At 66.6% G+C, this 23,243-nt stretch carries 21 protein-coding genes; 8 read left to right on the top strand and 13 right to left on the bottom strand.

Going from position 1 to position 23,243, the window contains the following annotated elements; all coding sequences use genetic code 11:
• The 5 genes from JW805_01010 to JW805_00990 form a co-directional block, all read right to left on the bottom strand.
• Positions 1-321, bottom strand: a complete 321-nt coding sequence (locus JW805_01010) for a HigA family addiction module antidote protein (protein MBN2970595.1) — start codon at positions 319-321, stop codon at positions 1-3.
• Positions 293-502 (bottom strand): type II toxin-antitoxin system RelE/ParE family toxin, encoded by a 210-nt coding sequence (locus JW805_01005; protein MBN2970594.1) that lies wholly within the window; start codon positions 500-502, stop codon positions 293-295. The genes JW805_01010 and JW805_01005 overlap by 29 nt, the downstream gene beginning before the upstream one ends.
• A 167-nt stretch (positions 503-669) precedes the next feature.
• The gene (uvrB, locus tag JW805_01000; GenBank protein MBN2970593.1) at positions 670-2,871 is read right to left on the bottom strand and encodes an excinuclease ABC subunit UvrB; all 2,202 of its coding nucleotides are present in this window, start codon (positions 2,869-2,871) and stop codon (positions 670-672) included.
• Positions 2,872-2,910: 39 nt separating this feature from the next.
• On the bottom strand, positions 2,911-3,273 hold the full coding sequence (locus tag JW805_00995) for a hypothetical protein (GenBank protein MBN2970592.1): 363 nt from the start codon (positions 3,271-3,273) through the stop codon (positions 2,911-2,913).
• The gene (locus JW805_00990; protein MBN2970591.1) at positions 3,270-4,505 is read right to left on the bottom strand and encodes an MBL fold metallo-hydrolase; all 1,236 of its coding nucleotides are present in this window, start codon (positions 4,503-4,505) and stop codon (positions 3,270-3,272) included. The genes JW805_00995 and JW805_00990 overlap by 4 nt, the downstream gene beginning before the upstream one ends.
• A gap of 268 nt (positions 4,506-4,773) precedes the next feature.
• On the opposite strand from JW805_00990, the gene JW805_00985 reads away from it, so the two are divergent.
• Complete coding sequence (locus JW805_00985) at positions 4,774-5,379, top strand: hypothetical protein (protein ID MBN2970590.1); 606 nt, start codon at positions 4,774-4,776, stop codon at positions 5,377-5,379.
• 93 nt (positions 5,380-5,472) lie between these two features.
• Here JW805_00985 and JW805_00980 read toward each other — a convergent pair whose 3' ends face one another.
• The 3 genes from JW805_00980 to JW805_00970 are packed head-to-tail and all read right to left on the bottom strand — an operon-like array spanning position 5,473 to position 7,572.
• A complete protein-coding gene (locus tag JW805_00980) occupies positions 5,473-5,739 on the bottom strand; it encodes a type II toxin-antitoxin system RelE/ParE family toxin (protein MBN2970589.1) in 267 nt (88 codons plus the stop codon).
• Positions 5,736-6,014, bottom strand: a complete 279-nt coding sequence (locus tag JW805_00975; GenBank protein MBN2970588.1) for an antitoxin of toxin-antitoxin stability system — start codon at positions 6,012-6,014, stop codon at positions 5,736-5,738. Before JW805_00975 ends, JW805_00980 begins: the two co-directional genes overlap by 4 nt.
• A gap of 34 nt (positions 6,015-6,048) precedes the next feature.
• Positions 6,049-7,572 carry a fumarate hydratase gene (locus tag JW805_00970; protein ID MBN2970587.1) on the bottom strand — a complete coding sequence of 508 codons (1,524 nt, stop codon included), beginning with the start codon at positions 7,570-7,572 and terminating at the stop codon, positions 6,049-6,051.
• 122 nt (positions 7,573-7,694) lie between these two features.
• Here JW805_00970 and JW805_00965 point away from each other — a divergent pair, with 122 nt between their 5' ends.
• Entirely contained in the window at positions 7,695-8,078 is a 384-nt protein-coding gene (locus JW805_00965; protein MBN2970586.1) for a hypothetical protein, read from the top strand.
• A gap of 49 nt (positions 8,079-8,127) precedes the next feature.
• On the opposite strand, the gene JW805_00960 is transcribed toward JW805_00965, so the two are convergent.
• The 4 genes from JW805_00960 to JW805_00945 all read right to left on the bottom strand — a co-directional run bounded on the left by JW805_00960 (position 8,128) and on the right by JW805_00945 (position 14,004).
• Positions 8,128-8,865 carry a class I SAM-dependent methyltransferase gene (locus tag JW805_00960; protein MBN2970585.1) on the bottom strand — a complete coding sequence of 246 codons (738 nt, stop codon included), beginning with the start codon at positions 8,863-8,865 and terminating at the stop codon, positions 8,128-8,130.
• Positions 8,862-9,989: a peptide chain release factor 2 gene (gene prfB, locus JW805_00955; protein MBN2970584.1), complete on the bottom strand. Its 1,128-nt coding sequence runs from the start codon at positions 9,987-9,989 to the stop codon at positions 8,862-8,864. The genes JW805_00960 and prfB overlap by 4 nt, the downstream gene beginning before the upstream one ends.
• Positions 9,990-10,043: 54 nt before the next feature.
• Positions 10,044-12,557 carry a transglycosylase domain-containing protein gene (locus JW805_00950; GenBank protein ID MBN2970583.1) on the bottom strand — a complete coding sequence of 838 codons (2,514 nt, stop codon included), beginning with the start codon at positions 12,555-12,557 and terminating at the stop codon, positions 10,044-10,046.
• A 220-nt stretch (positions 12,558-12,777) separates the two neighbouring features.
• Positions 12,778-14,004, bottom strand: coding sequence for an N-acetylmuramoyl-L-alanine amidase (locus tag JW805_00945; GenBank protein MBN2970582.1), 1,227 nt, complete (start codon positions 14,002-14,004; stop codon positions 12,778-12,780).
• A gap of 607 nt (positions 14,005-14,611) precedes the next feature.
• Between JW805_00945 and JW805_00940 the strand changes: the two genes are divergently transcribed.
• From JW805_00940 to JW805_00920, 5 genes are all read left to right on the top strand, one after another.
• Positions 14,612-17,359, top strand: coding sequence for a ribonuclease E/G (locus tag JW805_00940; protein MBN2970581.1), 2,748 nt, complete (start codon positions 14,612-14,614; stop codon positions 17,357-17,359).
• 189 nt (positions 17,360-17,548) lie between these two features.
• A complete protein-coding gene (locus tag JW805_00935; protein MBN2970580.1) occupies positions 17,549-18,925 on the top strand; it encodes a M48 family metalloprotease in 1,377 nt (458 codons plus the stop codon).
• On the top strand, positions 18,922-19,632 hold the full coding sequence (locus tag JW805_00930; GenBank protein ID MBN2970579.1) for a DsbA family protein: 711 nt from the start codon (positions 18,922-18,924) through the stop codon (positions 19,630-19,632). The genes JW805_00935 and JW805_00930 overlap by 4 nt, the downstream gene beginning before the upstream one ends.
• A 318-nt stretch (positions 19,633-19,950) precedes the next feature.
• Positions 19,951-20,883, top strand: a complete 933-nt coding sequence (locus tag JW805_00925; GenBank protein ID MBN2970578.1) for an ABC transporter ATP-binding protein — start codon at positions 19,951-19,953, stop codon at positions 20,881-20,883.
• An 8-nt stretch (positions 20,884-20,891) separates the two neighbouring features.
• Positions 20,892-21,653: an ABC transporter permease gene (locus tag JW805_00920; protein MBN2970577.1), complete on the top strand. Its 762-nt coding sequence runs from the start codon at positions 20,892-20,894 to the stop codon at positions 21,651-21,653.
• Between the two features lie 131 nt (positions 21,654-21,784).
• Here the strand turns inward: JW805_00920 and glpX are convergent, their stop codons facing one another.
• Positions 21,785-22,756, bottom strand: coding sequence for a class II fructose-bisphosphatase (glpX, locus tag JW805_00915; GenBank protein ID MBN2970576.1), 972 nt, complete (start codon positions 22,754-22,756; stop codon positions 21,785-21,787).
• Positions 22,757-22,879: 123 nt separating this feature from the next.
• Between glpX and JW805_00910 the strand changes: the two genes are divergently transcribed.
• Positions 22,880-23,218 carry a hypothetical protein gene (locus JW805_00910; protein ID MBN2970575.1) on the top strand — a complete coding sequence of 113 codons (339 nt, stop codon included), beginning with the start codon at positions 22,880-22,882 and terminating at the stop codon, positions 23,216-23,218.
• Positions 23,219-23,243 lie beyond the last annotated feature (25 nt).

Here is a 23,243-nt window from a genome sequence, read left to right as displayed (position 1 = left end):
TCAGGCGGCGCGGCGGACGATCTTAGCAAGGTCGTCCGCCTCGCGGTAAGCGACCTCCTCCATGTCATAGCTATTCTGCAGCCGCAGAAAAAAGCCGTCCGACATGCCGAAATATCGGGTAAGCCGCGCATCGATCGACGCATCGATGTCACGCCGGCTCGCGATGATCTCCGCCAGAACGACCGGATCGATCTGCGCACTCTCGGCGACTTCCGCGATAGGAATTTCTCTCCCAATCAGGAAATCCTCGCGCAAGATGTCGCCCGGATGGACATTGTCCAACCGATCCTCCTCAGCGATGATAATCCTCGATCCGGACATCGTCCGCGCCTCCGTTTGACCAGCGGAAGGTGATCCGCCACTGATCGTTGATGCGGATACTATATGTCCCTTTGCGGTCGCCCTTCAACTCCTCCAAGCGGTTGCCGGGCGGCACGCGCATGTCGTCGAGGCGATCGGCACCGTCGAGTTGCCGAAGTTTACGACGAGCAGTGTGCTGAATGTCGGATGGAAGCTTCCGGCTTCATTGCCGAAGCCAAACCCGCTCCGTTCCGGATCAGCGAAAGTCAGGATCACGGTGCCCACTCCAAATGTGAGCCGCCTATTGAGAGCACGCCGACTCGCGCTTCAACCATTATTTCGGCAACCACGGGCCACCACAGAGCTTAACTACCGCCCCCGCCGCGAGCCGCCAGCCATCCGCATCTTCTGCTGTTTGCCATACCGGGTCTTGCGTGTCCCCGGCTTTCCTTCGTTCGACCGGCCCATCACCGGCGCCTTGTGTTCGGAGACCGGCAGGCCGAGCTCTTCCTGTTCCAGGCTGCGAATTTCGTCGCGAAGACGACCGGCCTCCTCGAACTCCAGATTCGCCGCTGCATCGCGCATCTTCTTTTCGAGTTCCTCGATGTACGCGCGCAGATTGTGGCCGACCATGTGCGGGCGGTCCTCGTCGATCTCGACGGTGACCTGATCCTTGGATGCGACATGGGCGATGATGTCGCCGATGTTCTTCTTGACGGTCGCCGGCGTGATGCCGTGTTCGGCATTATACGCCATCTGCTTTTCGCGGCGGCGGTTCGTCTCGTTGATCGCGCGTTCCATGCTGCCGGTCATGCGATCGGCATAGAGGATCACCCGCCCCTCGACGTTACGCGCGGCACGGCCGATGGTCTGGATCAGCGACGTTTCGGAGCGCAGGAAACCCTCCTTGTCCGCATCGAGGATCGCGACCAGCCCGCATTCGGGAATGTCGAGGCCCTCGCGCAGCAGGTTGATGCCGATAAGGACGTCATAGACGCCGAGGCGCAGGTCGCGGATCAGCTCGATACGCTCCAGCGTCTCGACGTCCGAATGCATGTAGCGGACCTTCAGTCCCGCTTCGTGCATATATTCGGTCAGATCCTCCGCCATCCGCTTGGTCAGCGTGGTGACGAGCGTGCGGTACCCGAGCTGCGTCGTCTTCTTGCATTCCTGGATCAGGTCCTGGACCTGTTCCTCGACCGGGCGAATCTCGACCGGCGGGTCGATCAGGCCGGTCGGGCGGATGACCTGTTCGGCAAAGACGCCGCCGGTCTGCTCCATCTCCCACTCGCCCGGCGTCGCCGAGACATAGGTGGTCTGGGGACGCATCGCGTCCCATTCGTTGAAGCGTAGAGGGCGATTGTCGATCGCCGAGGGCAGGCGAAAGCCATATTCGGCCAGCGTGATCTTGCGCCGGTGGTCGCCACGCGACATGCCGTTGATCTGCCCGATCGTCTGATGGCTTTCGTCGACGAACAGCAGCGCGTTTTCGGGCAGATACTCGAACAGGGTAGGCGGCGGCTCACCGGGCAGACGCCCGGTCAGGAAACGGCTGTAGTTCTCGATCCCCGCACAACTGCCGGTCGCCGCGATCATCTCGAGATCGAAGTTCGTACGCTGCTCCAGCCGCTGCGCCTCCAGCAGCTTGCCCTCGCCGATCAATTCCTGCAGCCGGTCGGCCAGCTCGAACTTGATCGCTTCGGTCGCCTGCTTCAGCGTCGGTCCCGGCGTCACATAGTGACTGTTCGCATAGACGCGGACATAGTCGAGGCTCGCCACCTTCTTGCCCGTAAGCGGATCGAACTCGACGATCTCCTCGATGTCGTCGCCGAAGAACGATATCCGCCAGGCACTGTCTTCATAGTGCGAGGGGAAGATTTCGAGATTGTCGCCCCGCACGCGGAAGTTGCCGCGCTGGAACGCGGCGTCGTTGCGCTTGTACTGAAGCGCGACCAGCTTGCGGACGATTTCGCGCTGGTCGACGCTCTGGCCCTTCTTCAGGTCGAAGATCATCGCCGAATAGGTCTCGACCGAACCGATGCCGTAGAGACAGCTGACCGAGGCGACGATGATGACGTCGTCACGCTCCAGCAGCGACCGCGTCGCCGAGTGGCGCATCCGGTCGATCGCCTCGTTGGTCGAGCTTTCCTTTTCGATATAGGTATCCGACCGCGGCACATAGGCCTCGGGCTGATAATAGTCGTAGTAGCTGACGAAATATTCGACCGCGTTGTTCGGGAAGAACGACTTCATCTCGCCATAGAGCTGCGCGGCCAGGATCTTGTTGGGCGCGAGGATCAGCGCGGGGCGCTGCACGCGTTCGATCACCTGCGCCATGGTGAAGGTCTTGCCCGAGCCGGTGACACCCAGCAGCACCTGGTCGCGCTCGCCAGCCTCGACCTGCGTCACCAGTTCTGCAATCGCGGTCGGCTGGTCGCCCGAGGGCTGATATTCGCTGACGATCTCGAACCGCCGGCCCCCCTCCGCCTTAAGCGGGCGCGCCGGGCGGTGCGGCACGAAGCTCTGATCGGTTTCAGGTTCGTCGAGGCTCTTGCGGATCTGGATGACCATGGTGGTACATATGGGGATCACGCGCGGACGCGCAACGCGTCAGAACAGCCGACGATAGCCCACGCGCTGCATCAGCCAACCGATTACCGCGCCACACATCGTCGCAGCCAATGCCGCCAGCAGCGCCCCGGTGAAGAGGCCGAGCACCAGCCCCAGTCCGCTGCCCAGCAATGCGGCCGTCGCCGGGTCCCGGCGGCTGCGGTGGTGGAACCACGTCCAGATCGGCACCGCGACCAGGATCAGCACGACCCAAGTGGCGAGCGTGCCGAGCGCAGCAGCGCCCATGATCCCGTTAGGGCCGCTTCGACCTGCCAGGGCCCCGGCGACCACCCCGCCGGCCGCACCCCCGACGGCGAGCGCCCAGCCGATGCGGTCGATCGCGGTGACGTAATAGGCGCTCATCGCAGCGCACGTACCGCAGGCGTGTCGAGGCACCGGAGCAGAGCGTCGCGGTCCATCGGCGGCGGAGCGGCGCGTCGATCGGTCAGCGGTGGAACGACGAACGGCACCCCGATCGCGACCGGCGCAAAACCCTGTTGCCCGGTGCACCGCGTCGCCGCGGCCAGCAGCTTCGGCGGCGTGTCATACGCCTCGTAGCTCAGGCGAAACGTGCCCCAGTGGATGGGGATCGCGGTCTGCGCGCCCAGCCGGCGGTATACCTCGACCGCATCGACCGGGCCGATATGGCTGCCCGTGCCCATCTGGCCGGGTTCGAACCGGAAGGCGCCGATGGGGAGGATCGCGAGGCGCGGGGTGCCGAATTTCGCCGCCTCCGCGGGCCAGCGCCCGTCGCCGAAGCCGGTGTCGCCCGCGAAGAAGATGGTGCCGCTGCCCGTCCGGATGACGAAGCTGGACCACAGCGCGCGGTTGCGGTCGGTGAACCAGCGGCTCGACCAGTGATGGTTGCGCGTGACGAACACGGTTGCCCGGTCGCGCGGGCATGCGCCGAACGGATCGCAGCGCGGTACCCCGTTGCCCTCGATCTCGACGCCGGTGTCGGTCAGCACGGCGGCGTTGCGCCAGTCGAGTTCGACCGCGCCGATGCCGGCCGAGCGCATCAGCGCTCCGTTACCCAGCCCGGTGACGATCAGCGGCCGGTCACGATCCCAGAGGCGCTTGAGCGTCGCGAGATCGAGGTGGTCATAGTGATTGTGGCTGACGACGATCAGATCGATCTTCGGCAGGTGAGCCAGAGCGATGCCCGGCGGCGCCACGCGCTTTGGGCCGAAGCCGAACGGACCGGCGCGCTCGCTCCACACCGGATCGGTCAGGATATTGAGCCCGGCGGTCTGGACCAGCACCGTCGCATGGCCGACCCAGGTCGCGACCATCGCGTCGCCCGCAACGCGCGCCGCCGGTGTGGCGGGCGTCACGGCGACCTGCGTCGGCCAGTCCGGCCGGCCGTCGCTGCCGGTCGCCTGCCGCCAGAGGAAACCACCGCGTCCCCCGCCCGATGGCAGGCGGACGGTGTCCTCACCATCCGGGTTGAAGAACCGTTGTCCGTCGAAATGCCCCGACACCGGCCCCTCGTAATAGCGCCGGTCGAGAAACCGGGGAACGATGACCACCGCCAGCAGCGCAAGGATCGCAAGCCACACCAGGACTGCGCCGGACAAGCGAAGGAATCGGATCATGTCCGCTTATCGCTGCTGTCGCCCGACGGTTCCAGACGGCCTGCCTTAATCGGCATCAACAGGACAGGTTGGCGCCACACGACCGCCTGATTTCGTTCATGGACCAGCAAGAAACCGTGGCAGAAGTGCAACAATGTTAGTTTTCCGCCGCTTTTTTGAGGGTGCGGCGCAACAATCGGCGCGTGTCGGCATTCAGCAGGTCCCTGGACGGACACGGCACGCCTCAATCGGCCCGCCTCGTCCGACACTGTAACGAAGAAGGTTTACTATGCGTAAGATCCTGACCGCTGCCGCGCTTGCGGCCACGACCCTTGCTGTGCCTGCGTTCGCGCAGGACGCGTCCACCGCCCCGACCGACACGGTCACCGCCCCCGATGGCACCCGCGCCTTCGGCATCGAGCCGTACTTCGGCATCCGTGGTGGCTGGGAACAGTTCGACAGCGAAGGCAACCGCGCGGGTATCCCGCCCGTCACCCGTCGCGACAAGCTGAACGGCAGCCTGGTCGAAGGTCTGGTCGGCGTCAACGTGCCGCTGGGCCCGGTGTTCGTCGGTGCCGAAGGTAACGTCGCCAAGGGCGTGTCGGGCGATATCGACTGGCAGTATGGTGCGGCCGGCCGCTTCGGTCTGCGCGCGGGTGACTCGGGCCTCATCTACGGCAAGGTCGGCTATCAGTGGGTCAACTTCGCCAAGCGCGTCCCGACCAACCGCGACTATGACGACATCACCTACGGCATCGGTTTCGAAGTCGGCCCGAAGAGCATTGGCCTCGGCGGCATCACCGGCAACTCGGGCTTCCGTCTGCGTGGTGAAGTGTCGACCTTCGGCAACGCTCACAGCTTCCGTCCGACGCTGGGTGTGGTCACCCACTTCTAAGCGGACGACGCTTTGGCCCGGCGGCGTAACAGCCGGGCCCGGTAATCTTGCGTAAATGGGAGGCGGGTCGTCCGAAAGGGCGGCCCGCTTTCTCTATTCGGCGCCGATATCCGACAGCGGCGGCCAGAGACGGGCGCTGTGGATCAGAACCAGAATCCACACCGTGTCATCGACGACCTCGTACACCAGCCGATAGCTGCGGTGCGGCGTGAGTTCGCGCGTCCCTGCCACTTCACCAGGGTGTCCGCGCAAGGGAAACTCGGCCAGCCCGGCAACCGCATCGCTAAATCGCTGGTCCATCCTGACCGCCGCCACTGGATCGCGGTCGGCGACCGCCTGCGGCGTCCAGACGATCTTCACGCGGACTGATCAATCTCGCTACGACGTGCGGCGAAATCAGCCTCGACGCTATCGTTCGACCTGCCCGATCCGGCAGCGACTGACGTTCGAGCCGCGGCAACCTTGCGGTGAAGCAGGTCGCTGTGCTCGCGTCGCTCATGCTGACGCTGCACGAACTCACGCATCAACTCGCGCACGACCTGAGACGCGGGACGATGACATTCCTCCGCCGCCGCCATAAATTCGTCTCGCAGCTCGGGTTCCAGCTTCATCGTAAATACGGCGGCCTTGGACATAGGATCTCCTCCGCGGTACTGACGACGTATATACTCACGCCGGCTGCAGCAACCCTTCCTTGGCGATCTTCTCCCGCCACACCAGCGGCGCCAGCGTGTGAACATTGGCACCATCGCTGTCGACCGCGACCGTCACGGGGAAGTCGGCGACCTCGAATTCGTAGATCGCCTCCATGCCCAGGTCTTCGAAGCCGACGACCTTGCTGCCCTTGATCGCGCGGGCGACGAGGTAGGCCGCACCGCCGACCGCCATCAGATAGGCAGACTTGTGATCCTTGATCGCTTCCGTAGCGGCAGGCCCGCGTTCGGCCTTGCCGACGCAGGCGAGCAGGCCCTGGTCGAGCATCATGCGCATGAACTTGTCCATGCGGGTCGCCGTCGTGGGACCGGCCGGGCCGACGACTTCCTCGCCGACCGGATCGACCGGGCCGACATAATAGATCACGCGGCCCTTGAAGCTGACGGGCAGCTCTTCGCCCTTCGCCAGCATGTCGGCGATCCGCTTGTGCGCGGCGTCGCGGCCGGTCAGCATCTTGCCGTTCAGCAACAGGCGGTCGCCGTGCTTCCAACCCTGCACGTCTTCAGACGTCAGCGTGTCGAGATCGACGCGCTTGGCGGCCTTGTCGGGCGTCCAGTTGACGTCGGGCCATTCGTCGAGCTTCGGCGCCTCGAGATACGATGGCCCCGATCCATCGAGCGTAAAGTGCGCGTGGCGGGTCGCGGCGCAGTTGGGGATCATCGCGACCGGCTTGCCCGCGGCGTGGCACGGCGCGTCCTTGATCTTGACGTCGAGGATGGTCGACAGGCCGCCCAAGCCCTGCGCACCGATGCCCAGCGCATTGACCTTGTCGAAGATCTCGATGCGCAACGCCTCGATATCGTTCTGGGGCCCGCGTGCTTTGAGCTGGCCCATGTCGATCGGCTCCATCAGCGCCTGCTTGGCGAGCAGCACGCAATGCTCCGCCGTGCCGCCGATGCCGATGCCGAGCATCCCCGGCGGGCACCAGCCGGCGCCCATCTGCGGCAGCATCTCCAGCACCCAGTCGACGATCGAGTCGCTGGGGTTCATCATCTTGAACTTGGACTTGTTTTCCGATCCGCCGCCCTTGGCCGCGACGTCGACGGACACCTTCGACCCCGGCACCATCGTGACGTGGAGGACGCAAGGCGTGTTGTCCTTCGTATTGCGCCGCGTGAAAGCCGGGTCGGCGAGGACCGACGCGCGCAGCTTGTTCTCCGGGTGGAGGTAGGCGCGGCGGACGCCTTCGTCGACGACCTCCTGCAGCGAGCGCGAGGTGTCGTCGAGCACGCAGTCCATGCCCCATTCGACGAACACGTTGACGATGCCGGTGTCCTGGCAGATCGGGCGATGCCCCTCCGCGCACATGCGGCTGTTGGTCAGGATCTGCGCGATCGCGTCCTTGGCCGCCGCCGATTGCTCCGCGGTATAGGCTTCGCCTAGCGCGCGGATGTAATCCATCGGGTGATAGTAGCTGATGAACTGCAGGGCGTCGGCGACGCTCTCGATCAGGTCGGCGGTGCGGATCGTGACGGTCATAGTCGCCCGTTACTGCCGCCGCCCGCGCTCGCCAAGCCCGCAAAGATTTCCCCCCGTTTCGGCGCCGAAGTCGAGCGGGTTCGGCTGGATCGCGCCGTCGCGGGCGCGCCACAGGCTGGCGGATGGACGCCAGCCCGCTCCGCATCGACCGCCTGTCTCGGGCGCGCGCGCTGTTCGCCGGGCTGGCGCGTGCGCCTGGAGAAGTCGCGGGTGTCGCCTATCTGGACCCGGACGGGCGCGTGCTGGGGCTGCGGGTCATCGCCGGGGACGCCGACCAGGTCACCGTCCCACCGCGCACGCTGACGCTGGACGCGCTGGCGTTCGGCGCGGCAGGGGTGATCGTCGCGCACAACCACCCGGGCGGCGACGCAGCGCCCAGCCGGCACGACCTGGACCACACGCGATCGCTCGCACAGGCCCTGGCGCTGGTGGACGTGCGGCTGGTCGATCATCTGATCGTGACCGACAGCACGATGACGAGCTTGCGGGCGATGGGGGTGGTCTAACACAGTCCCTTCCACCGTCGTTCCCGCCAAGGCGGAGATGACGACATCGTTATTGCGTGGAGGCCCCCGCCGCGATCCGACACGGCTTGATCGCTTCGGGCGCGGGTCGCGGACCTTCGGGGCGGAACAGCGCGATGTAGCCGCCGGCTGACGGCATCGTGCGCAACTCGATCCGCTTGTACCCCACCGCCGCGAATTCGCATTCGAGGAGCGCCGGCGGCGTGCCGTGGTTCTGGGTCGATCGGTTGGCGTCGACCACGACCACGGCCCCGTCCTTCTTGAGCGACGGGCGCAGGTGCCACAGGAACTTATAGGGCTCCTCGATCTCGTGATACATGTGGACCATCAGCACGCGGTCGAAGCTGTTCTCGGGCAGTTCGGGATCGTCGGGCTCACCCAGGCGGACGCTGACATTGTCCAGCCGCTCGCGCGTCACACGCTGGGCCAGCGCATCGCGAACGGCCGGCACGATATCCTCGGCAAGCACCCGGCCCTTGGCACCGACGCGGCTCGCCAGGCGGATCGTGTAATACCCCTCGCCCGCGCCGATGTCGGCAACCGTCATGCCCGGCGCGATGCCAGCCAGGTCCATGACCTTGTCCGCCTCGCGCAGTCGATCGCGCGCCTCCTCGGTCGACCAGCGCGGGCTGACGATCTTGGCGATCGGGCGCTCGGCGGCGGGGAAACGCGGTTCGTCGGTCTTGTTGAGCGTCACCGGCGCGCCGGAGCAGGCGGTGAGAAGCAGGGCTGCCCCCACCGTCCGTCCAACACGGGTGAGCGAGATCAATCGACGTCCTCCACCTCGACCGCCTCGCCGGTCACGCGCTGCGACAGCGCGGCGGCCATGAACGGGTCGAGTCCGCCGTCGAGCACGTCGCTCGGCGCCGTGGAGGTCACGCCGGTGCGGAGGTCTTTGACCAGCTGATAGGGCTGGAGGACGTAGGAGCGGATCTGGTGGCCCCAGCCGATGTCGGTCTTCGTCGCGTTCTGGGCGTTGGCGGCGGCTTCACGCTCGGCCAATTCGCGCTCGTACAAGCGCGCACGCAGCTGGTTGAAGGCCTCTGCCTTGTTCTTGTGCTGCGATCGCTGGTTCTGACACTGGACGACGATGCCGGTCGGCAAGTGGGTGATACGAACGGCCGAATCGGTCGTGTTGATATGCTGCCCGCCGGCGCCGGACGCGCGATAGGTGTCGATGCGCAAGTCGCTTTCGTTGACCTCGACTTCGATATTGTCGTCGATCACCGGATAGACCCACACCGACGAGAAGCTGGTGTGACGCCGTGCCGAAGAATCATACGGGCTGATCCGGACCAGCCGGTGCACGCCGCTTTCGGTCTTGGCATAGCCGTAGGCGTTCTCGCCCTTCACCAGGAGCGTCGCTGACTTGATGCCCGCCTGTTCGCCCGCATGATAGTCGATCAGCTCGACCTTCATGCCGTGACGCTCGGCCCAGCGCGTGTACATGCGCTGGAGCATTTCGGCCCAGTCCTGGCTCTCGGTGCCGCCGGCGCCCGAGTTGATTTCGATATAGGTGTCGTTGGCGTCGGCTTCGCCCGCCAGCAGCGCCTTGACCTTGTCGGCCTCCGCCCGCTTGGCCAGCGCCGCCAGCGCCTCGGTCCCTTCGGCCGCCATCGCCTCGTCGCCCTCGGCTTCGGCCATCTCGATCAGCTCGGCGGTATCGTTCAGCTCCTGCTCGATATCGCGGGTCGCGGTGATCGCCTCGTCCAGCCGGCGGCGTTCGCGCATGACTTCCTGCGCGGCCTTGGGGTCGTTCCACAGCGCCTGGTCCTCGACCCGCGCATTGAGTTCGTCGAGCCGGCGCAACGCGACGTCCCAGTTGAGAAACCGGCGCAGCAGCGACAGCGCGTCCTTGATCGTGTCGACGTGAACCTGCGCTTCGGCGCGCATAACGAGAAACTCCGAAAGAAAATCGCGGGGGAATGCCCGATATAGGCACCCGCCCTAGTAGATACCGCCCTCACGCTGCAAGAAATCGCTGTCGCGCGCTTTCTCCGCCGGTCCCGCCGCGCGAGACGCCTGGGCCTTGGGGGCCTCGGCCTCGTCCTCGGTCGTGCGACGGGCGCGACGCCCTTCGCTTTGCGGCTTGAACGCTTCCCAGATGACGCCCGCCTTCGGGTCGTCGGAGGTCGGGAAAGTACCGTAGACCGGGCGGCCGCTCATCCGGTCGATACGGACCATGCGAATGCCCGGCGGCGCGCGGAAGGGAACGACCGGCAGGCCGGCATAGGCTTTCTCCGCGAACGCCCGGAAGATCGGCGCCGCGAAGGTGCCGCCCTGCACGGCGCCGCCCAAATTCCGCGGCGTGTCATATCCGATGTAGAGCCCGCCGACCATCTGCGGGGTGCCGCCGACGAACCAGACGTCGGTCGGCCCCGTCGTCGTGCCGGTTTTGCCCATGATCGGGCGCCCTAGGTCGCGCAGCACGGTCGCGGTGCCGCGCTGGATGACGCCTTCGGTGATGTGAACCATCTGATAGGCGGTCATCGCATCGATCGCCTGGCGCCAGCGACGCTGCGGGCGCGGCATGGCGCCGCCGTCCCAGTCGGGCGCGTTGCAGCCATCGCACGGACGCCAGTTCGACGGCCAGATCACCCCGCCGCGGCGGTTCTGGACATAATCAATCAGCGTCGGTTCCATCTGCCGGCCGTGATTGACCAGCATGGCATAGGCATTGGTCATCCGCGTGACGGTCGTCTCGCCCGCGCCCAGCGCGTAGGACAGGTAGGGCGGCAGCTTGGCTGTAGAGACGCCCAGCCGCTGGATATAATCGACGACGCGCGGCATGCCGACGGTCGCGGCGGTGCGTACCGTCATCAGGTTGCGCGACTGTTCGATGCCCCAGCGCATCGTCTTGGGGCCGGCCGCGCGCATGTTGCCGAAGTTGCGGAAGCATTTCTGGCCCAGCCGGGCGCCCTGATAGACGCAGAAGGGTCCATCGACGATGATCGACGCCGGGGTCATGCCGCTGGCGAGGGCTGCCGAATAGACGATCGGCTTGATGGTCGATCCCGGCTGGCGCATCGCCTGCGTCGCGCGGTTGAAGCTGCCAAGGCGGCTGTCGAACCCGCCCTGCATCGCGAAGATGCGGCCCGACGACGGTTCCTCGACCACGAAGGCACCCGACACTTTGGGTACGCTGCGCAGCGCCCAGCCGCCGCCCGCCGGTGCCACGGCGATGATGTCGCCCGCCTTCAGCGCGGCAAACGCGGTCCCGCCCACCCCGCGCACCGGCATCTGTGCGTTGCCGCGCGGCAGAATGCCGGTCTTGCCGTCGGCAAAGCCGATGTCGGCACTCTCCGCGCCCTTCGTCACGACGATCGCCGCCTGCCAGTCGAGATAGTCGAGACCGATGTTGGTCGCGACCAGCTGGCCGCGCCAATTGTCGTCGGTCACGTCCTTGTGCTCGAGCGGCCCGGCCCACCCGCGGCCGCCGTCATAGCGCAACAGCCCGGCGCGCAGTGCGTCCTGAGCATAGCCCTGCAACCGCGGATCGAAGGAGGTACGCACCCACAGGCCGCCGTCGTAGACGCTATATGGCCCGGCCTGGTCCGTCTCGCCGAAGCGATCGAGCAGTTCGCGCCGCACCGCTTCGACGAAATAGCCGCCGTTATGATCGACCCGCGCGTTTTGCCGAGGGACGGTGCCGAGCGGCTGCGCGACCGCCGCGTCATGCTGGGCCTGGGTGATGAAATTGTTGCGCAGCATTTCGCCGAGCACCCAGTTCCGTCGGCCGATCGCGCGGTCGTAATGGCGTTCGGGGCCATAGTTCGACGGCCCCTTCGGCAGGATCGCCAGATAGGCCAGCTGCGCCAGGCTCAGCTGGTTCAGGTCCTTGTCGAAATAGGCATGGCCGGCCGCGGCCACACCTGCGGCGTTGCGGCCGAGTTCGATCTGGTTGAGGTACAACTCCAGGATCTGCTGCTTGGTCAGCGCAGCTTCGATCTTATAGGCGAGCAGCGCCTCGCGCGCCTTGCGGACATAGCTGACCTCGTTGCCGACGAGCAGATTCTTGGCGACCTGCTGGGTGATGGTCGACGCGCCGATCGGGCGTTTGTCGCTCTTCAGATTGGTGATGATGGCCGCCGCGATGCCGGGATAGTCGACACCGGAATGTTCGAAGAAGGTGCGGTCCTCGGCGGCCAGGAAGGCCTTGACGAGCAGCGGCGGATATTCGTCGTAGCTCAGCTCGACCCGGCGCAGGCGGGCATAGCTCTGCAGCGGCTGGCCGTCCCGGTCGCGCACGTTCGTCGGCAGCGATGGTTCGTACGCGCGCAATTTCTCGACCGACGGCAGGTCGCGCGACACCGCGAACCACAGGCCGGCAAGCGCCGCCAGACCGATCGCACCAAGATAGCTGAGGATCCGGACCCAGCGCCGCGCCCACAGCTGCCGAAATCGGCCGGGCTCGCGGATCGGACGCGCCGCGCGCGGGTCGGTCGTACTGGTGTCGGGCATTGTGGGCGGGGTTCTAGCCGCACGCGCGGCGCGGGGGAAGTCGAAGAAAAGGAACGGGTTCAGAGAAGGCGCAAAGGCACGAAGCTGCGAAGAGGTATCGCTCGTGGCCAACGTCTCGCGTCAGCGAGACCTTACGGATTGCGATGGCCGCTGACGCGGCACGCAGATGCCGCCAGCGAGCCATCCTTCGCGCCTTTGCGCCTTCTCTGAAAAATCTCTTCTACTGCTCGGCGACCACGTCCGTGCCACCCCGGCTCGCCATACGCGTGGCGAAATGGACTTCGACCGCGCGGCGCACGCTCTGCGCGACCTTTTCGCGGCCTTCGCGCGAATTGAGGAAGTCGGCGTCGTTCTGGTTGGACAGATAGCCCGTTTCGAACAGGATCGACGGCACGTCGGGTGCCTTCAGTACCATCAGCGACGCCATGCGGTGGAATGTCGCCTTGGTCGGGATCAGCGGGCGCGCTTCGCGGCCGAGCACACGGGCGAAGCTTGCCGATGTGTTCATCGTCTCGCGCTGGGTCAGGTCGATCAGGATCTGCGAAATGTCGGCGCCGGCATCGCCCAGATCGACGCCCGCCAGGACGTCGGCCTTGTTTTCACGGGCGGCGAGGCGCGCCGCTTCCTTGTCGGAGGCGATTTCGGACAACGTATAGACGGTCGCCCCGGTCGCTTCGGGGTTGCCGGCGCTGTCGCAGTGGATCGAGATGAACAGCGCCGCGCCCATCCGCCGCGCGATTTCATAGCGTTCGCGCAGGACCAGGAAACGGTCGTCGTCGCGGGTCAGCGCGACGCGGGCGCGGCCCGACGATACCAATTCGTCGCGGATCGCCTTGGCGACCTTCAGCGTCAGGTCCTTTTCCTGCAGGCGTCCGTCGGGCGAGATCGCGCCCGGGTCGTGCCCGCCGTGTCCGGCATCGACGACGACCAGCGGACGGTTGGCCGCCCCCATCACGCGCGGCAGCGGCAACGCCTTGCCCGCGGCCGGCACCCGCATGGTCACGCTATAGCCATTCGCCTTGACCGGCGTCGTCAGGGCGACGTCGGGGAGGAAGGTCTTGCGCCCTTCGGCCGAGGCCCGGGCGAAGCGGCTGTCATCGACCGATTTCAGCTGGAGAGTCAGGGTGCGGCCGTCCTCGCCGAAACTTCCATCGGTGACGATCGCGGGCGTCTCGAGGTCGAGCACTACGCGAGCGCCGCCCTCCCGCGCGGCCTGGCGCACACCGGCGATCGGTCCGCCAACGCTCGCGCGGCCACCCGGGCTCGCGCCGCTCAGGTCGATCGCAATCCGCCGCGGTTCGTTCAGGACGAAGCTCGACGCCTCCGCGACCCGTTCGTCGAAGGTCAGGACGATCCGGCCGCGCTCGACACGGATGTCGCGCACGGTTCCCGCCCAGCTCGGCACGCCGGTGAACAGCCCAGCCAGGAGGGCGAGGAAAGCAAGCACACACGACCTATGCCGTGCACCGACGGCGGCGGTCCAGCCAAAAGACATGGGGGTTTTCCCTTTGATCCCTGTGGTCTCTGCCTAGTCCCGCGCATGACAAGGTGCGGTTGAGCGAACTGGTAAATTTGCCGTTCGGCATGTTTTTGCCGGCAATACGGCAAGGGCCTGCCGGTTTCGGGTGCGAAACGACCTGGCGCGTCACAAATCTGTCGTACCCGCAACGATTAGCGGCGGCGCGACGGTTGCCGGGGTGGCCCATGGATGCTACGCAACCTATGTCGGGAGGCAGGGCATCCATTTGGGAACGCCCGATCGTCCTTGCCGACGATAAGAACAGATCGCCGCGACCGCCCGGTCGTGCGCGCGAAACCAGGTTGACGCTGAACAATGAGGCATAACCCGCTCCGCCTCCACTGCACCGCCCCGGCGGTTCGCGTGGGCGCAGCGGTCGCGCCGGACCAAGTCTCCGGTGCGTGGGCCATGTCAGCAGACGCACTTCGTATTTTCGCTTTCACCCCGCAGCCGGGCGCTCCGCCCGGGCCGCGAACCATAGACATGCGCGCGCCGCGCCCCAGCTGCGGAGCAGCGCGCGCCCGGAGACTTCACAATGACCATGCGTATGCTGATCGACGCACGCCACCGGGAGGAAACCCGCGTGGCCGTCGTCAAAGGGAATCGAATCGAGGAATTTGATTTCGAGAGTGCCGAGCGCAAGCAGCTCAAGGGTAATATCTATCTCGCCAAGGTAACTCGGGTCGAACCGTCGCTACAGGCGGCGTTCGTCGATTACGGCGGCAATCGCCACGGCTTCCTGGCGTTCAGCGAAATCCACCCCGATTACTATCAGATCCCCAAGGAGGATCGCGAGGCGCTGCTACGCGAGGAGGCGGAACACGCCGCCGAGGAAGCCGCGCTGCGCGCCGAAGCCGAGGATGAGTTCCACGGCGATGAGGGCGGCGAGGTCGAGCATGCCGACGACGACGCCGATCACGACCATGATCATGATTCGGACCACGACGATGATTCGGAGGAAGTGTCCGAAGGCGAGAACGGCGGCGAATCCTCGTCGCGCCGGCGTCGTCGCGGGCGCCGCGGCGGTGACGACAGCGCGGTAGACCAGCTGCGCGAGCGCCGCATGAACCTGCGCCGCCGCTACAAGATTCAGGACGTCATCCGCCGGCGCCAGGTGCTGCTGGTCCAGGTCGTGAAGGAAGAGCGCGGCAACAAGGGCGCGGCGCTGACCACCTACCTCAGCCTCGCCGGGCGCTACTGCGTGCTGATGCCGAACACCGCGCACGGCGGTGGCATTTCCCGCAAGATCAACAATGCCAGCGACCGCAAGCGGCTGAAGTCGATCATGGCCGACCTGGCGCTGCCGCCGTCGATGGGCTGCATCGTCCGCACCGCCGGGCTCCAGCGCACCAAAGTCGAGATCAAGCGCGACTTCGACTATCTCGCCCGCCTGTGGGACGGCATCCGCGAAACGACGCTCCAGTCGGCGGCGCCCGCGCTCGTCTATGGCGACAGCGACCTGATCAAGCGTGCGATCCGCGACATCTACAACCGCGACATCGAGGAAGTGATCGTCGAGGGCGAGGACGGATACCGCCAGGCGAAGGACTTCATGAAGCTGCTGATGCCCAGCCACGCACGGCGGGTGAAGCATTACAGCGACCCCGTGCCGCTGTTCCAGCGCGCGCATGTCGAGGATCAGCTGGCCGCGATGTACCATCCGGTCGTCCAGCTGAAGTCGGGCGGCTATCTGGTCATCAACCCGACCGAGGCGCTGGTCAGCATCGACATCAACTCCGGGCGCTCGACCCGCGAGCACAACATCGAACAGACCGCGACCGCGACCAATCTGGAAGCCGCGCAGGAAATCGCGCGCCAGCTGCGCCTGCGCGACATGGCGGGCCTGGTCGTCATCGACTTCATCGACATGGACCACGGATCGAACGTCCGTAAGGTCGAGAAGGCGATGAAGGAGGCGCTGAAGAACGATCGCGCGCGCATCCAGGTCGGTCGCATTTCGTCGTTCGGCCTGATGGAAATGAGCCGCCAGCGCCTGCGCACCGGCGTGCTGGAGGCCTCGACCCGCCAGTGTCCGCATTGCGAGGGCACGGGTCTGGTCCGTACCGCATCGTCGGCGGGCCTGTCGGCACTCCGTCTGATCGAGGACGAGGCTGCCCGCGGGCGCGGCGCCAACATCACGCTGCGCGCCAGCCAGGAAGCCGCCTTCTACCTGCTCAACAACAAGCGCGCCGAACTCGCCGAGATCGAGGACCGCTATGGCGTCCGCGTCGAAGTGCTGTCGGATGGCGAAGTCGAAGGCGCGCGCATGTCGGTCGAGGCGAGCGGGCCGCCGCCTGCCCACGCCCCGCGCTTCGACGCACCGATGCAGGACCTCGACGAGGATCTGCCGGAAGAGGACGACGAGGACGAGATCGAGGAGGAAGCCGAAGAGGCCGACGCCGAGGACGCCGAGGAACGCCCCGCCCGCCGCGAGCGTGGCGAGCGGCCTGAGCGCAGCGACGACGAGGGTGAAGGCCGCGGTCGCGGTCGCCGCCGCCGCCGCCGAGGGCGTCGCGGTCGGGGTCGCGACACGGAAGGGGAAGGCCGGGAGGACGGCGAGGCCGAGACCGAAGTCACGGTCGACGCCACCGACGACGGCGAAGCCGAGGCTGGCGCCGAGGCGATCGAGACGCCGACCGAAGCCGCGACCGCCGACGAAGGCGAGCCACGCCGTCGTCGCCGCCGCGGCCGTCGTGGCGGCCGCCGCGAGAATGGTGATCGGGCCGAGGCCGCCGAGTTCGTCGGCGAACAGCCCGCGGTCGACGCGGCGCCGGAAGCCGAGGCCGAAGCGGTCGTCGAGACGGCCCCCGAGCCGGTCGCCGAGGAAGCTCCGGCCAAGCCGAAGCGCTCGCGTCGCAAGAAGATCGAGACCGTCGAGGCCGAAGCGGTCGAGACAGCTGTGATCGAGACTCCGGTCGAAGCGCCCGCTGCCGAGGAGGCTCCGGCCAAGCCGAAGCGCGCGCGTCGCAAGAAGACCGAGACTGTCGAGCCGCAGGCCGAAGCGCCCGCTGCTGCGGTCCCAGTCGAGGCTGCGTCCGACGCCGAGGCTGACGCCGCACCGAAGCCGCGCCGTCGCACCTCGCGCAAGAAGGCCGAGGCTACGCCGGCTGCCAGCGCCGAGACGGCGACGAGCGACCTGCCCGCCGTGACCGCCGCGCCGACGATCGAAGCCGACGCCGCCGTCCCGCTGGACGACGCCGCCGCCGGCCCCGCCGACGCGACCGGCAACGGCAGCGAGGAAGCCCCCCGCCGCGGTTGGTGGCAGCGGACGTTTGGCGCCTGACACGTACCCGATCCTCCCCGCTCGCGGGGAGGGGGACCGGCGTCGCCGGTGGAGGGGGGCGCCGCGAGCATATCGCTTGCGGCCCGCCCCCTCCACCACCGCCGTGGGCGGTGGTCCACCTGCCCGTACCGGGGAGGATGTTCCTGGCTTCACCCTCCATTCAGCCACGTGAGCGCAAGAGCCCGCATCATGGCGCGACCTCTGACCCAGTCCCTCCGCCGCGTCGTCGCCGCGCTGGCCGCGTCGGCGCTGCTCTTCGCGCAACCCGCATCCGCCCAGTCGATCCTGCGCGACGCGGAGACCGAGGCGCTGTTCGCCGACATGTCGAACGGCATCATCACCGCGGCCGGGCTCGATCCGAAGAACGTCCAGGTCGTCGTGATCAACGATCGCTCGATCAACGCCTTCGTCGCGGGCGGGCAGATCGTCTACATCCACTCCGGGCTGATCGACGCGGCGTCGAACGCGAATGAGGTCCAGGGCGTCATCGCCCATGAAGTCGGCCACATCGCCAACGGCCACATTCCGCTCCAGGACCGTGGATACAACGGCGCGATGGGCATCTCGATCATCAGCCTGGTGCTGGGCGTCGCCGCCATGGCGGCAGGTGCGGGCGACGCGGGTGCGGGTATCCTCGCGGCGGGCCAGCGCGCCGCGCTCGGCAAGCTGCTCGCCTTCACCCGCGTCCAGGAAACCAGCGCCGATGCCGCGGGCGCGCGGTACCTGTCGACCGCCGGCATCACCGGCAAGGGTATGCTGAGCTTCTTCAAGAAGCTTCAGAACCTCGAATTTCGCTACGGCATCACGCAGAGCGAAGGCAGCTACGACCGCACCCACCCGCTGTCGGGCGAACGCATGGCGGCATTGGACGCCGTGACCCGCGGCGTGCCGACCTGGAACACGCCGTCCGACGCGGGGATCGAGGCGCGGTTCAAGCGCGTGCAGGCGAAGCTGCGCGGCTACGTCAACGATCCCAAGGAAACCCTGCTCAAATATCCGGTCAGCGACCAGTCGGTGCCCGCGCATTACGCGCGCGCCTATGCCTATCACCTGTCGGGCTATCCCGAGCAGGCCGCGACCGAGACCGCGGCGCTGGTCAAGGCGCTGCCGCACGACCCCTATATTCTCGAGCTCCAGGGTCAGATCATCATGGAGGGCGGCGATCCCAAGGGGGCGGTCGGTCCGCTGCGCGAGGCGACCGCCGCGTCGCGCCATTCGCCGCTGATCGCGACGACCTTCGGCCATGCGCTGATCGCGACCGAGGATCCGAAGAATCTCGACGAGGCGGAGAAGGTGCTCCGCACCGCCGTTCAGCGCGACGGGCAGAACCCCTGGGCATGGACCCAACTCGGCACCGTGTACGAGCGCAAGGGGGACACGCCGCGCACCGCGCTCGCCACGGCCGAACGCGCCAATCTGACCGGCGACACGCGCACCGCCCTCGTCTCCGCGCGTGCGGCGATGGCGGGGCTGCCCAAGGGCAGCAGCGACTGGATCCGCGCGCAGGACATCCTGCTCGTCTCGCAGACGGCGTGGGACGACGAGAAGAGGAACCGCCGCCGGTGACGATTCGCCCCTGGATGCTTGGCGTCCTTCTGCTGCTCGCCGGCGTGCTCGGGGGGGCCGCGGCCTTTGGCCTGCAACGGCTGCAACCGGCGCCCGGCGACGTTCGCGCGTATCTCTTGGCGCATCCCGAAGTCCTGCCTGAAGCGATGGCCAAGCTGCAGGAGCGCGAAACGGGCAAGCTGGTCGCCGCCAACCGCGACGCCATCTTCACGCCCGTCCCCGGCATGGTCGGCGGCAACCCGAACGGCGACGTCACCGTCGTGACGTACATGGACTATGCGTGCGGTTACTGCCGTGCGAGCCTGCCCGAGATCGACCAGTTGGTGACCGCCGACAAGGGCGTCCGCATCGTCTATCGCGAACTGCCGATCCTCAGCGCCGACAGCCGCACCGCCGCTGCCTGGGGCGTGGCGGCGGCGGAACAGGGCAAGTACCTGCCCTTCCACACCGCCCTGTTCGCCGCGGGCCGCCCAACCGAAGCGGCGGTACTGGCAGCAGCGGCGAAGGCCGGACTGGATGTCGCGCGGGCACGTCGCGTGGTCGCGTCGCCGCAGACGGCGGCCGAGCTGGACAAGAATCTGCGCACGGCCGGCGCGTTGGGCATGACCGGTACACCCGCCTGGGTGATCGGCGACCGCATCGTATCCGGCGCGGTTCCGCAGGATCAGCTGGCCGCGGCGGTGAAGGCGGCGCGCGAGAAGAGTTGATTCAGAAAAGGCGCTAAGCCCGTCCCGAGCTTGTCGGAGGGACGCCTAGAGAAGAAGATATTTTCACGCGGAGACGCGGAGACGCGGAGACGCAGAGGTGTCTCGCCAGCTGCGCCGGCAGCCTTCATCACACTCTGCGCCACACGCTGCCTGCTAAGGACGATGAAAGCCCGTCGCCGCGCGCACCGTATCTCCCCGCCTCCGCGTCCCGGCGTGAACAATCGTCGTCTTCTTCGCGCCTTCGCGCCTTCTCTGAACAACTCTCTTCCTTGTCGCACGCCCTTGGCCAACCTAGCTTAGCAGCCAAAGGGGCCAGCCATGCCGGAAACCATCCTCGCCGTTCGCGGCGTCTGCAAGACCTATGGCTCGGGCCATCATGCGCTCGACGATGTGACGCTCGACATTCGCAAGGGCGAGATCTTCGCGCTGCTCGGCCCGAACGGCGCGGGCAAGTCGACGCTGATCAACACCATCTGCGGTGTCGTCACGCCGACCGCGGGGACGATCACCGTCGGCGGCCATGACGCGATCCGCGACTATAAGCCGGCGCGGATGATGATCGGGCTGGTGCCGCAGGAGCTGTCGGTCGACATGTTCGAAACGGTGCTGGCGACGGTCAAGTTCAGCCGGCGCCTGTTCGGCCGATCCGCGCACGACGCCTATCTCGAACAGCTGCTGCGCGACCTGTCGCTATGGGAGAAGCGCCATGCCAAGATCATGGAGCTGTCCGGCGGCATGAAGCGCCGCGTGCTGATCGCCAAGGCGCTCAGCCACGAACCCGACATCCTGTTCCTCGACGAGCCTACCGCGGGTGTCGACGTGTCGTTGCGCCGCGACATGTGGAAGCTGATCGGCTCGCTTCGCGAACGCGGCGTCACCATCATCCTGACGACCCATTACATCGAGGAAGCCGAGGAAATGGCCGACCGCGTCGGCGTCATCACCGGCGGCAAGCTGTTGCTGGTCGAGGAAAAGACCGAGTTGATGAAAAAGCTCGGCAAGCGCGAGATGGACCTGGCACTGCAGGACCCGATGGACGCGATCCCGCCCGAACTGGCCGAATGGCACCTGAGCCTGGAGAACGACGGCCACACGCTGCGCTATGTGTTCGATGCGCAGGCCGAGCGGACAGGCATTCCGTCGCTGCTGCGCAAGCTCAACGAGCTGGAGATCGGGTTCAAGGATCTCGAGACGTCGAAGTCGAGCCTGGAGGATATCTTCGTCGACCTGACCGCAAGGAAGGCGGCGTGAGGATGCGCATGAACACGCACGGTATCTGGGCGATCTATCGCTTCGAAATGGCCCGCGCGCTGCGCACGCTGTGGCAAAGCCTGGTCACCCCGGTCATCACGACCAGCCTGTATTTCATCGTCTTCGGCGGTGCGATCGGCAGCCGGATGCAGGAGGTCGGCGGGGTCAGTTATGGCAGCTTCATCGTCCCCGGCCTCATCATGCTGTCGCTGCTGACGCAGAGCATCGGCAATGCGTCGATCGGCATCTATTTCCCCAAATTCACCGGCACGATCTACGAGCTGCTGTCGGCGCCCATCTCGGCGATGGAGATGGTGATCGGTTATGTCGGCGCCGCGGCGACCAAGTCGGTCGTGCTCGGCCTCATCATCCTGGTGACGGCGTCGTTCTTTGTCGACCTGCGCATCGAACATCCGCTGGCGATGGTCGCGTTCCTGGTGCTCACCAGCGTAGCGTTCAGCCTGTTCGGCTTCATCATCGGCGTGTGGGCGAAGGGGTTCGAGCAGCTGAACTTCGTGCCCGCGCTGCTCATCACGCCGCTGACGTTCCTCGGGGGCGCGTTCTACTCGATCGACATGCTGCCGCAGCCGTGGCGCACGGTCAGCCTGTTCAATCCGGTCGTGTACCTCGTCAGCGGGTTCCGCTGGAGCTTCTTCGGCAAGGGCGATGTCGATGTCGTGTGGAGTCTGGCCTTTACGGCCGGGTTCCTGGGCGTGTGCCTGGGCGTGATCGCTTGGATCTTTAAGACGGGGTATCGACTTAAAAACTAATCCTCCCCTGTAAGGGGAGGTGGCAGGCCGAAGGCCTGACGGAGGGGTGTCACCCTACCCGTAGAGCGGGACACCCCTCCACCACCGCCTTCGGCGGCGGTCCCCCTCCCCTTGCAGGGGAGGAACGATCGTCAAATCCGATGCTCGCCCTTCACCCAGCGCACCGTGCCGCTGGATGCGCGCATCACCACGCTCTCGGTCGTCATCTTCGCGCCCTTGCGCTTCACGCCCGCAAGCAACGATCCATCCGTCACGCCGGTCGCCGCGAAGATGCAGTCGCCCTTGGCCAGCTCGGTCAGGTCGTAGATCTTGTCGAGGTCGGTCACGCCCCACTTGGCCGCGCGCGCGCGTTCGGCATCGTTGCGGAACAGCAGGCGGCCCTTGAACTGTCCGCCGACGCAGCGCAGCGCCGCGCAGGCCAGCACGCCCTCCGGCGCGCCGCCCGAACCCATGTAGACGTCGATCGTCGTATCCGGATCGGTCGTCGCAATGACGCCGGCGACGTCGCCGTCGGGGATCAGCATGATCCCACAACCGACCTCGCGCAATTCCGCGATCAGCTTTTCGTGACGCGGGCGATCGAGCACGCAGGCGATGATCTCGTGCGGCTCGACGCCCTTGGCCGCCGCGATCGCGTGCACGTTCTCGGTCGGCGACTTGTTGAGGTCGATCGTGCCTTCGGGATAGCCCGGCCCGATCGCCAGCTTTTCCATATAGACGTCGGGAGCGTTCAGCAGATCGCCTTCCTCGGCGATCGCCAGCACCGCCAGCGCGTTCGGTCCGGCCTTGGCGGTGATCGTCGTGCCTTCGAGCGGGTCGAGCGCGATGTCGATCTTCGGCCCCGTGCCGATCGCCGAGCCCACCTTCTCGCCGATATAGAGCATTGGCGCTTCGTCGCGCTCGCCCTCACCGATCACGACGGTGCCGTCCATGTAGAGGCCGTTCAGCGACTCGCGCATCGCTTCGACCGCGGCGGCGTCGGCCTCCTTTTCGTTCCCCCGCCCGATGAGCTTCGACGCCGCGATCGCCGCAGCCTCGGTCACGCGCACCATCTCGAGCACCAGGACGCGGTCCAGGACCTTGCTGGCGGTGTCGGTCATCATATCCCCTCTCGTGGTCGGCCGGTTCCGGGCCGTGGAATTGGCGGCGCGTTACCCGGCGCCAGATGGCTTGTCGAGGCAAAGCGCCCTGCGATATCATGGCGCACCACTGCCGGAGCGCGCCCGATGCCGATTCCCTTGATCGCCTTGCTCCTGCTCGCAGACGAGCCCTATGACCTCAGCGCCTATCGCGCCGCCACGCGCGCGGAAGTGCCGTGCAGCAAGACGGCGGCGACCGAGGAGGTCACCGTCTGCGGGCGCCGTGAGGCGGATCGCCGCTATCGCGTGCCTCTGGTCAGTATTCCGGTGCGCGATCAGGTCCTTCTCGAACGCAGCCGGTTGCTGGAAGACAAGATCGACCACTGCGGGCGCCAGCTGATGACCTACGGCTGCGGCTTCGTCGGGGTGACGATGACCTCGGGCGGGGCGGGCACGCAGCTGCGGCCGCGGAAGCTGAAGGAATGAAGTCCTCGCCTGCAAGGGGAGGTGG

Source organism: Roseomonas aeriglobus (assembly GCA_016937575.1).
GTDB lineage: Bacteria > Pseudomonadota > Alphaproteobacteria > Sphingomonadales > Sphingomonadaceae > Sphingomonas > Sphingomonas aerigloba.
The sequence above is the reverse complement of the archived record's forward strand: the minus strand, read 5'-3'. Positions and strand labels throughout refer to the sequence as shown.